At 43.0% G+C, this 10,870-nt stretch carries 12 protein-coding genes; 6 read left to right on the forward strand and 6 right to left on the reverse strand.

The features are described from left to right. Window positions 1-434: 434 nt before the first annotated feature. Window positions 435-1,193 carry a sterol desaturase family protein gene (locus RMY32_RS28150; RefSeq protein ID WP_322709740.1) on the forward strand — a complete coding sequence of 253 codons (759 nt, stop codon included), beginning with the start codon at window positions 435-437 and terminating at the stop codon, window positions 1,191-1,193. Between the two features lie 105 nt (window positions 1,194-1,298). On the opposite strand, the gene RMY32_RS28155 is transcribed toward RMY32_RS28150, so the two are convergent. Then, a complete protein-coding gene (locus RMY32_RS28155; RefSeq protein ID WP_322709741.1) occupies window positions 1,299-1,655 on the reverse strand; it encodes a hypothetical protein in 357 nt (118 codons plus the stop codon). Between the two features lie 312 nt (window positions 1,656-1,967). Continuing rightward, window positions 1,968-2,837: a 3-deoxy-7-phosphoheptulonate synthase gene (gene aroF / locus RMY32_RS28160; protein WP_322709742.1), complete on the reverse strand. Its 870-nt coding sequence runs from the start codon at window positions 2,835-2,837 to the stop codon at window positions 1,968-1,970. Between the two features lie 998 nt (window positions 2,838-3,835). Between aroF and RMY32_RS28165 the strand changes: the two genes are divergently transcribed. The 4 genes from RMY32_RS28165 (at window position 3,836) to RMY32_RS28180 (ending at window position 6,920) form a co-directional block, all read left to right on the forward strand. Beyond that, window positions 3,836-4,330: a hypothetical protein gene (locus RMY32_RS28165; protein WP_322663775.1), complete on the forward strand. Its 495-nt coding sequence runs from the start codon at window positions 3,836-3,838 to the stop codon at window positions 4,328-4,330. A 180-nt stretch (window positions 4,331-4,510) separates the two neighbouring features. After that, window positions 4,511-5,194 carry a pentapeptide repeat-containing protein gene (locus RMY32_RS28170; protein WP_322693371.1) on the forward strand — a complete coding sequence of 228 codons (684 nt, stop codon included), beginning with the start codon at window positions 4,511-4,513 and terminating at the stop codon, window positions 5,192-5,194. Window positions 5,195-5,541: 347 nt separating this feature from the next. Beyond that, window positions 5,542-6,396 carry a DUF72 domain-containing protein gene (locus tag RMY32_RS28175; protein ID WP_322709744.1) on the forward strand — a complete coding sequence of 285 codons (855 nt, stop codon included), beginning with the start codon at window positions 5,542-5,544 and terminating at the stop codon, window positions 6,394-6,396. Between the two features lie 83 nt (window positions 6,397-6,479). Beyond that, window positions 6,480-6,920 (forward strand): hypothetical protein, encoded by a 441-nt coding sequence (locus RMY32_RS28180; protein ID WP_322709746.1) that lies wholly within the window; start codon window positions 6,480-6,482, stop codon window positions 6,918-6,920. 210 nt (window positions 6,921-7,130) lie between these two features. Here the strand turns inward: RMY32_RS28180 and RMY32_RS28185 are convergent, their stop codons facing one another. The 4 genes from RMY32_RS28185 to RMY32_RS28200 form a co-directional block, all read right to left on the reverse strand. Beyond that, window positions 7,131-7,538: a VOC family protein gene (locus tag RMY32_RS28185; protein WP_322709747.1), complete on the reverse strand. Its 408-nt coding sequence runs from the start codon at window positions 7,536-7,538 to the stop codon at window positions 7,131-7,133. Between the two features lie 95 nt (window positions 7,539-7,633). Beyond that, on the reverse strand, window positions 7,634-8,044 hold the full coding sequence (locus RMY32_RS28190) for a VOC family protein (protein WP_322709749.1): 411 nt from the start codon (window positions 8,042-8,044) through the stop codon (window positions 7,634-7,636). A gap of 22 nt (window positions 8,045-8,066) precedes the next feature. Then, entirely contained in the window at window positions 8,067-8,510 is a 444-nt protein-coding gene (locus RMY32_RS28195; protein WP_322709751.1) for a YybH family protein, read from the reverse strand. A gap of 35 nt (window positions 8,511-8,545) precedes the next feature. After that, on the reverse strand, window positions 8,546-8,905 hold the full coding sequence (locus RMY32_RS28200; RefSeq protein WP_322693364.1) for a YciI family protein: 360 nt from the start codon (window positions 8,903-8,905) through the stop codon (window positions 8,546-8,548). Between the two features lie 272 nt (window positions 8,906-9,177). Between RMY32_RS28200 and RMY32_RS28205 the strand changes: the two genes are divergently transcribed. Next, on the forward strand, window positions 9,178-10,431 hold the full coding sequence (locus tag RMY32_RS28205) for an RNA polymerase sigma factor (protein ID WP_322709753.1): 1,254 nt from the start codon (window positions 9,178-9,180) through the stop codon (window positions 10,429-10,431). Window positions 10,432-10,870: the final 439 nt, after the last annotated feature.

The raw sequence follows: 10,870 nt of genomic DNA on the forward strand, positions 1-10,870 counted from the left end.
TTTATAAAGCTGCATAGAATTCGATCCCCCCTAACCCCCCTTAAAAAGGGGGGAACCGGAAAAACATCTATCAAAGTCCCCCTTTTCAAGGGGGATTTAGGGGTATCAAGATATGTGCAACTTCACATTAAATTGGTATTAAATAAATCGTAAGTAAGTTACAAAATTAGCTATTTACTACAATTTGAGTCAACCAAGAACCTTTTTTTATGAATAGTAATAATTTATATTTATATATGCAATAAAATTAGTTCAATTTTTATTATAAAACTTAATATATATTATCTGAACTACTTGATGCTGTAAAATAAGCAGGGGATTTTGTCGATTAACAAATTAAATCTTAATTTGGTTATTTTTGGTAATGAAGACCAAAAAAATCGGACATAATCAGCATTTTCATTTCACCAAATTAATCTTACGGATGGGTCTAATTGACGAATCACTCATTTTGGTATTATTGCTTTTTCTTGTTCGGCATCACTCTTGCCCGATACTTTCTAATTGCTGGCGGAGCATACTTGCTCTTTTATTTAGTTTTAGGAAAGTATCTTGCCAACAAGAGTTTGCGTTTGAAACCGTTGATGAATTGTTCCATTAAATATGATATTGAATTATCAGTAATCTCCACAGTAGTTTTTGCTATTGCTGGAGCATTTACGATCTCAGAGTATAACTTGGGAGCAACCCTGCTATACGCTGACATCTGGAAATACGGACTGTGGTATTTAATAATTAGCTTTATTGCAGTACTAATTCTTCAAGATACTTACTTTTATTTTATCCATCGGATGTTTCACCATCCTCGAATTTTTAGATGGATGCATTTTGGACATCACCGTTCAGGAGAGCCAACACCCTGGAGTTCTTCTGCCTTCGACTTACCAGAAGCAATTGTACAAGCACTTTTTTTTGTAGGTGTAAGCTTCATAGTTCCCCTGCATTTCGTCACCTTAGTTGCCGCACTTATAACTATGACAGTATGGGCAGTGTTTACTCATCTCGGATTTGAGCTATTTCCCTCCTCATCTAAAAGTTACTGGATTGAAAAGTGGCTTATTGGTTCTATGCATCATTCCATACATCATCGCAAGTATAAAGTACACTACGGTTTGTATTTTACGTTCTGGGACAAACTGCTTGGTACTGAAGATCCTAATTATGAAAACCAAACCCACACAAGAGAATTTTAACTATAGCAGTCCTAAATCATTTTTTTCTGTTGGCTGTCATTAGTCATTTGTCCTTTTTCATTTGTGATTACAAAGGACAAATGACTAATGACTAATGACTAATGACTATTTAATTTTTGTCGAATTCTCAAGCTTGTTTGGATTCACCCAACGGTTGACAAATTCGTTATTGTGTTTGGAAATCTTAATTTGCACTTGCTTGGAACTTAACTTGACTATTTCGGCGGGAATTCTTTGGATATCGCTAGAATCTGTGCGGGGCTTGTAAAGCCAAATGACTTTTTGCCCAACTTGAAAGTTGTTAGGATGATTAGTTAAAGAAGGCGTACTGTCTGCCCAAGAGGGGAAAGCAATTACTAAGTTGATTAAAAGTACTAAGACCACTAAAGTGATTTGAAAAAGTTTCATAATCATTGCACTTGTCTTAGGTTTGATGGGGCTATCAATCTGCTGCTCTAGCATTTAGTTATTATCCTTATTTAGATTTTCAAAGTTGAAAGATCGGTATACTAAAACCTTTTTAGGCAATTTAGTAAAAGTTAAAATATCTACTGATTTCAGGATAAAACGATTTGAAGAATAAAATCAAATAGTCTTATTTTTTAAAACGATAACTTAGATTTATATATAGAAGATTGTGTTGCCAAAATCCGTTTGAGAACAAATGCAATCGCTGAAGTAACAACTTGATTTTACGAAAGCGATCGCTGTTTGCCATCAACCCAAAATAAATCTTTTGGCTGAGATATTGAAGCGATCGCCGTTTGCTGAAATTTAAGCCGCCCAAAAAATCGGGGCAGGAGACAAACCCGCCCCAACATCTGATATACTGCGCCCAACGGCTGTAGCTACAGGTTTTAAACTATCAACTAAATGCACCATATCTTCTAAAGAAAGTGCTTGACGGGCATCAGAAACAGATTTTTCTGGTTCTGGGTGACATTCAATAATTAATCCATCTGCACCGCAAGCGATCGCAGCCCTAGCTACAGGTGCGACCAACTCCCGTTTGCCGACGGCATGGGAAGGATCTACAATTACAGGCAAGTGAGTTATTTGCTTGAGTGCTGCCACTGCTCCTAAATCTAGGACGTTACGGGTGTAATCGTCGAAACTGCGAATACCTCTTTCGCACAACACCACATCAGGATTCCCGTGACTAAGGATATATTCAGCAGCCATGACGAATTCTTCAATAGTCGCTGCTAAACCACGTTTGAGTAGTATTGGTTTACCAGCTTGTCCCAAAGCTTTGAGCAAATCAAAGTTTTGCATATTGCGGCTACCAACTTGTAGCATATCAGCGTGGGCGGCGACTACTTCAATTTGGGAAATTGACATCACCTCCGTAACAACTGGCATATTGTAATGTGATCGCACCTTGGCTAAAATCTCTAATCCTGACTCTCCCATACCTTGGAAAGCGTAGGGAGATGTGCGAGGTTTGTAGACACCGCCACGCAACCCCTGTACTGATGCAGTAGATAGCCTTTGGGCGACTATCTCCATTTGTTCTAAGCTTTCAACAGTGCAGGGGCCGCCGATAATTACCAGTTCCTTACCGCCGAAAGCGACTTCTTTCGAGATTTTAACGATTGTCTGGTGGTTGAGATGGGCTTGTGCAGCAAGTTTGGCATTAATCATGGTTATATTCTCCTGAAAAATTAAGTATTGGGCATTGGGCATTGGGGATTGGGCGTTAGGAGTGCTGAGTAATGAGTAATGAGTAATGAGTGCTGAGTTAAGAGTTAAGAGTTAGGAGTTTTGTTTATCCCCTTGTCCCTTCATCTCTCCCTTGTCTCCCTTGTCCGTCTATTCCCCATGCCCCATCCCCAATGCCCCATTCCCAAATAATAAAAAAGCCCGAAACCAAGAGTTCCGGGCGCGTTCTGATTCATTGGCATGACGCTATTTACCCGGAATTTATTCTGGGCCAAAAGTAAAAGCCATAAAACCAGCTGATGAAATAAGTCATGACAATGAAATTCTCCTTAAAAAAACAAAAACCGCAGAGTTTGCTCTGCGGTTCACCGGGCGGTTTCCATTAGGAAACTTAATTCACCCCCGGTGAACCACCCTAAACCAAAAATAAAAGTAGGAATTTGTGTTAAGCATTTACGGGCTTTTTGCTGGAAAACTTAAGAAATATACCTATCTACTGTAAAGTTAGCAGGAAGAGTGGGCTTTGTCAAGACCTGCACAAACTATAAAAAAACGATAGACTCAGTACAACCTCGGGATTAAGACTATAACGCTTTGCACAATTCAAAATCACGCTCTGTTCTGATTGTACTAGTTGCTTATTTGCGTAGACAAAAAAAGCGGTGAGGGGGTCGCAGTCTTGGCGGTTCCCGTCGTTGGTGCAGCGTTAGCGACGTTAGCGCAGCGTCTCGTCGCAGAGAAGGAGCGTCACCCCCGAACCCGTTGGCGTAGCCTCTCATAGAGAAGGGTTTGTCATTAAAGATCGCAATAGTTATATAACCTTAGAAGAAAAAGTCAGGATTGAGAAGTTAAAATATATAATTCTCCTGACTTCATCTTATGAAAGCTTATTGTAGGAAATTGACAACCGCCATACCGCCATACATTATTACCCAAGTTCTCATTGACCAGATCAATTTTTTAGGATCATCTGTCTCATTATGCCCAGTTCCAAAATCTTAACCCAATCTTTCGACTATTATGGAGCTTACCCCTGCCCAGTCTGTCGAATAGGTAAGATTTCTCACATGCCATTGATGGAAGCTATGGCTTGTGACTTTTGTCAAGAGATTTTTACAGTCAACTTAGAGCAACAGCAAATCAAGATGCCTTCTAGGCAGCCACCTTTAACTTGGCGTTGGAATGGGTTTAGTTGGACAGAAGGCCAGTTGGAAGGTGTCGAGTTAGGTTGGGGTTATGGATTAGCAGCAGCAGTTTTTATAATTCTTCCCACTACTCTAATTGGCATAGTAGCTTACTATTTTCCTGCTAATCTGAAAGAACCCATTACCTGGATGCCATATATTTGGACAATATTAACCTTCCTATCACATTTATCAATTATTGTTTGGATTTATATTGAAGTTTATCAGATTCCAATTGCAGCATATTTTCGAGCGATCGCTCGATGGAGAAATGGAGAGATGGGGAGATGAGAAATCAATTCAAAATTCAAAATTCAAAATTCAAAAACTTCTGCCCCCTGCCCCATGCCCAATGCCCCATGCCCCATACCCAATGCCCCATGCCCCATACCCCATAATCCATAACAAATGATGCAGCGCATAAATGACTCCATCACTCATAATTAAGTTGATTGTCCACCAAAATATCGTATGAGCGATCTGGAGCGGTACTATAGAGTTTTGGAATTAGAGCCTGGAGCAACACTTGAAGAAGTGAACCAGGCTTACAAAGATTTAGTCTTTGTTTGGCATCCCGATCGCATTCCCAAAGACAATCTCCGTTTACAGCAGAAAGCACAAGACAAGCTGAAAGCTATAAATGAAGCTCGTGAGAAGTTGCGTTCTCTAAAAACCAAACCTCAAACCACACATCAAACTACACATCAAACTACATATCAAACCACACATTACTCACCGTCACCTCAACAGGAAAAACCATCTCAACCAACCCAGAAACCACCAAAGCAAAACCCAGACTTGAGTGGCAAAGACTATAGTCGGGCAAATTTGAGTAATAAAGACTTATCTGGCAGAAATCTGAGTTATGCCAATTTGAGCGGTGCTAATCTCAGCGATACTTTTATGCACAAAGTCAACCTCAGAGGTGCAAATTTATCTGAAGCAAATTTATTTCGGGCAAATCTACTTTTAGCCGATCTCAGGGAGGCGAATTTACGCGCTGCTAATTTGATTGGAGCGGATCTCAGTGGAGCCGACTTGCGAGGAGCCGACTTGACGGGAGCGCGGATTCGCTCTGGTGAGCGGCTTCTAGTTAAATTAGTTGGAACTAATTTAGCAGGGGCAATTATGCCTGATGGTTCAATTTATCAATAGACCTCTTGGCATTTGTGCTTTTTGCACTCTTGGGGAAAAGGTTTTGGTTAAAGGGGAAAGGGACAATACAGAACCTTTTCCCGACAAATGCCAAGAAGTCTAATGCAATTGAAAACTGCTATATGCCTGTTTGCTTGCTGAATCTACCGAAATGAGAAAGCAATCAAGCATTTTGATAAAGCAATGTGCCTTTTTGCTTGCTGAATTTACCAAAATGAGAAAGTAATCAAGCATTTTGATAAAAAATCTATGATTTTTTTTCACAAGTCGGTAATTTGACTTAGCTTTATCAATCCCTACAACCTGCGTGTAAAATTGAATATGATACATCAAGGCTTTTAGGCATTGTGAACTTTTTTATCGGTTGTGCTGTTTGGGCATATAAAGGTTGGGTAGGCGAACTCTATCCCCAAGGTACTCGTACTGCTGATTTTCTCCATGTCTATAGTCGTCGCTTCACCACTGTAGAAGGTAACACGACCTTTTATGCCGTGCCTAACCAAGAAACTGTAACTCGTTGGGCTGCCGAAACACCAACAGATTTTGAATTTTGTCTAAAATTACCGCGAGATATTACCCATCAAGGATTGCTGAAACCTTATATACCAGCTGCTTTAAAATTTCTGGAGGCGATGCGCCCTTTAGGTAAGCATCTTGGCCCAATGTTTGCCCAGTTACCACCTGGCTATGCACCTGCATTACTTGATGATTTGTCCAACTTTCTGGAAGCTTGGCCGCGTACAGAAGCACCCCTAGCAGTGGAAGTTCGGCATCCCGACTGGTTCAAGGAACCTCATGCTAGTAATTTGACGGCGCTTTTAGAAAATTTGGGTGTCGGACGAGTACTGTTAGACTCGCGCCCCATTTACACTGGAGATGATGACCCCCAGTTACAATCGGAACGGCGCAAACCGAAATTACCGTTGCAATTGAGTGTGACAGCACCTTTTACTCTGATTCGGTTTATTTCTCATCCGAATTTATCAGTGAATCAGCCATTTATGGAAGAGTGGGTAAGGCAGATTCAGCAATGGTTACAGATGGGAGTGCGAATTTATTTCTTTGTCCATTGTCCAATAGAAGCGCGATCGCCCAATACAGCTCGTCACTTTCAACAGCTATTGGAACAGAATGGCACACCAGTTCCACCCCTACCTTGGAATAATCTTGAGCATCCCCCCAATCAACTCAGTTTATGGTGATCCTATTTAGTAGATAATTGGGGTTGTAATACTTTTCTGTTAAAGAAAAAACTTTCAGAGCAGTTCTACCAAAGGAGGTTGAAATGAGTCGTCTTCTTTATGAAAACTCAGTTTCATATAAAGGATATCTCATAATTCCATTTGTTTTTGGCAAGGCGGATAATTACGAAATTTATTCGTATAAAATACTATCTGAAATTGGGCACAGAAGCAAATTTCATAAAGCAGAAAATCCAGCAGAAATCTATGGAAGTGACGTTAGTAACATCATTGATATTGCTAAAGAGCATATCGATCGAAATTCTGAGTTTGTTCATCGGGGGGATAGTTTTAAGTCTCGCTATGTTTATCGGAACAATTTGATTATTATCTTCCAAGAAGGAGACAAATATTTTTACGACCATTATCCACCAGAATTATTGAATAATATTGCAGCTCCAAAGTTATTCAAATCTGAATATGAATGTCTGAATTGGATTAAGCAAGGGTTTGATGGACGACATCTGCGGCAAAGAGCTATTTGAAGAAGGTAGGAGTATTTGCAATACAGTTCGATTAAAGGGGAAAGGGGAATAAAAAACCTTTAACCGCAAACCCATTGTTCTTTTCCCCAAACCCTATTCTGAGTTCAAAATGCTTATCAGAACCGTATTGGGAGTATTTGTACAGCTATTTTCTAAGTAAATAGCTGTAATTTGGAATTTTGTCTTGCAGTATTATTTAGATGTCTGCAATCAACCTTGATTTATTGCGCTTGGCTCCATGTAGATAATTTCCCAAATGTGGCCATCTAAGTCAGCAAATCCATGTCCATACATAAAACCGTGATCTTCCGGTTCATTGTAGGTTGTTCCACCAGCGGCGACAGCCTTGCGAATCATTTCATCAACTTGTTCTCGGCTATCAGAAGATAAACACACAAGCACTTCTGTGCTTTTTGTGGCATCACAAATTTCTTTGGGAGTAAACGTCTTAAACTTTTCATGAGTCAAGAGCATGACGAAAATGTTTTCGGACACAATCATACAAGTGGCAGTTTCGTCAGTGAATTGAGAATTAAACTTAAAGCCGAGTTGAGTAAAAAACTCTATCGATTGATTAAGGTTTTTAACTGGCAGATTAACGAAAATTTGAGTACTCATGGGTTCTTCTTTTGAATTATTGCACAGTGAAAGATCGGTGAAAAAGCGCTGAGGTTTTACTCTAGGGAAGACGCCCATAAGCGCCTCCCCACAAGTCAAGCAGTTTTCTGGCAATTGACCATCCACGGAATACCGAATTGATCGACCAACATACCAAAACGGACAGACCAAAAGGTTTGATCGATCGGCATCTTCACTTTTCCGTTTTCTGCTAGGGTATGAAAGATGCGTTCTGCCTCCGCTGGCTCGTCAACGCTGATTTGCACGTAAAAGCCTTGGGGTGTTTCAAAATATCCAGGCGGACTGTCAGACCCCATCAAGAGGCGATCGCCCAGATCGAGACAGACGTGCATGATTTTGTCATGCCATTCGGCAGGTATATGTTCGGCTGAGGGTGCATCTTTGTGGGTCATTATCATGACAATTTTGCCGCCAAGACAGTGTTCGTAGAACTTGAACGCGGCTTCACAGTTACCGTTGAACATGAGATAAGGATTGGTTTTCATGGCGTTGACTCAGTAGATTAGCCTATGGGTTGAGCGTGAATACAGCTTGAGAAGTCTCTGGATCGAATGGAACCGAGAGATGTTCGTGTAATATCTGCCATTCGCCTTGATTTTTCTGGCAAACAGCGGTGACGCGCATCCAGGTCTGCATTGCTGGATGGTCTTGGCTTCCTGTGAAGCGAAATAGCCAATGTGCAACCGCTAAGTCTTCGCTGACGGTAATCTTCAGGTCTCGTGTTTCAATCTCAAAGGTGTCGGGGAAGTAAGGCAAACATTCTTTCCACACTTGACGCCAAGCATCTTTTCCTTGGGTTTGGAAAGGAGGTTTAACATCGAAGACAATAATCTCGTTGGCATAGTGGGACATGATTTGCTCAACATCCTTGGTGCAGATGGCACGTTGTTGCTCGGCAATTAGTTGGCGAATCTGAACTTCATTAGTGGCGATCGCGTTTTTGGTTGTCATCGTCATCTCTCCTTTTGGGTTGAGGTTGAATGCAGTTAGGAATTTTCTGGCAAGCCTGCAACTTCAATTACAGGTCGAATTTCAACAGTGCCGACACTCGCGCCTGGAATCCGCGCAGCGATCGCGATCGCTTCGTCGAGATCCTGAGCATTAATCAGAAAAAAACCGCCCAATTGTTCGCGGGTTTCTGCGAAGGGCCCGTCAGTTATTAGTGGTTTGCCGTCGCGCACCCGAACGCTGGTTGCAGTGGCCACAGGGTGGAGTGGGGCAGTCGCGAGATACTGCCCCTTCGAGTTGAGTTGTTGTGCCAGTTGCGCGGATTCTACATAACAATGTTCCCGCTCGGTTTGGCTCAGGGCATTTTCCTCCAGGTAAATCAGCAGCAAATATTTCATGGGGTTGCCTCCTTTATTTCCCGTTGTTACTTCCCTTTGTTAGTAAGTCGAACGGTGCTGACTCAAATCGACACTTCACCAAAAATTTTTATCGTTTAGTACCATCGGGGTATACCTCCCTTGTTTCCCTTTGTTAGTAAGTCGAACGGTGCTACCTCAAATCGACACCTCGCCAAAAATTTTTATCAAAGAAAAGAGAAAAACCGCCCGTTGCCCCCTGCCTCCTGCCTCCTGCCCTCTGCCCCCTGCCCCCTGCCTCCTTTAATTCAGGTATGCTCCCAAACGCCAAAACAGACGTAAAGCAAGCGATCGCCTCCCTTTATCAGGCTGAATGGGGGCGGATCGTCGCCATCCTCATCCGGTTGCTGGGGGATTTCGATGTGGCTGAAGAAGCAGTACAGGAAGCCTTTATAGCCGCCGTGAATCAATGGCAGTCGAGCGGCCTGCCCGATCTCCCCCGTGCGTGGATCGTCAAAACAGCCCGATACAAAGCCATCGATCGCCTCCGACGGCGGACACGGCTGACGGAAAAATTGGAATGGTACGCCGCCTCCGGGTTAATCCCAACCCGCGAGGAGCCAACTTACGATACAGACGAAATTCCAGACGAGCGACTGCGGCTGATCTTTACTTGCTGCCACCCAGCACTGGCGATCGAGGCACAGGTTGCTTTGACGCTGCGGCTGCTGGGCGGACTGGAGACAGATGAAATTGCGCGGGCGTTTCTCGTGCCCACGGCAACGATGGCGCAACGGTTGGTGCGTGCTAAACGCAAGATTCGGGATGCAGGCATTCCCTATAAAGTGCCGGACACAACCGATCTGTCTGTGCGGGTAGACGCAGTACTGACAGCGATCTATCTGATTTTCAATGAGGGCTACGCGACGACTAGGGGCGAGACGATGGTGAGGGCTGACCTCTGCACAGAAGCGATTCGGCTGGGTCGCCTCGTAAGGACGTTGATGGCACCCCAACCGCCCTCAGAAGTGACTGCACTCTTGGCACTGATGTTGCTGCACGACTCCCGACGCGATGCCCGTTTGGATGAAGCAGGCGATCTGGTGTTGCTTGAAGATCAGGATCGTAGTCGCTGGAATCAACAGCAGATTGCTGAGGCGCTGCCGCTCGTTGAAGAGGCATTGCGGGGCGAAATTGGTTCGTTTGCAGTGCAAGCAGCGATCGCGGCACTACATTGTCAGGCAACACAAGCAGAAGAAACGGACTGGTTGCAAATTGTTCGCCTCTACGATTTGCTCGAGAGCTTGCAGCCCTCGCCGATTGTTTCGCTGAATCGGGCGGTGGCGATCTCAATGATAGAGAGTCCTCAGACGACCCTTGAACTCATTGATGGGCTTGCTTCCCAACTTAATGACTATCATCTATTTCACGCCACCCGTGCCGAGATGCTGCGCCGCATCGGAGCCTCAGCGTCAGCCGCAGAGAGTTACGCGATCGCGCTCATGCTGGTTACAAATGACAGCGAACGTCGCTTTCTGGAACGTCGGCTGCGCGAAGTTCAACCTTAAGGATAGGGGAATTTTACCAAGAAGCGATCGCACAGTAGAGATATATACAAATCTAAAGACTTTATTAAATAGCTACCCAGGTAAAAAATGGGTAGTTCTCCGCTATCTTTAAGCAAGCGATTCAGGGATAATTATTTCTATAGAAAAGCGCCAGCAAAAATTTTAGGCTGGTATTTAATAAACCGTATATAAAGCAAAGCCCTGAACTTTTATCAGGGCTTTTTAAATCTAAGCAGAGCGATCGCAGCCTTTTAAATCTGATTATTTCGTTGAAGCGATCGATTATTTATATAGTAGTGCTAGTAACCCAAGTTGCTAGTTATGCTTGCAGGTGTTCAGGTGGCATTGCATAAGCAATAAAATCCCCTCCAGAGGAAAAATTAGGAGGGGTAATGTTAAACGAAATAATTACAATTTATGCTATCACTGATGACCTATT

Source organism: Nostoc sp. ChiSLP03a (assembly GCF_034531215.2).
In the GTDB taxonomy this organism is placed as follows: Bacteria; Cyanobacteriota; Cyanobacteriia; order Cyanobacteriales; family Nostocaceae; genus Nostoc.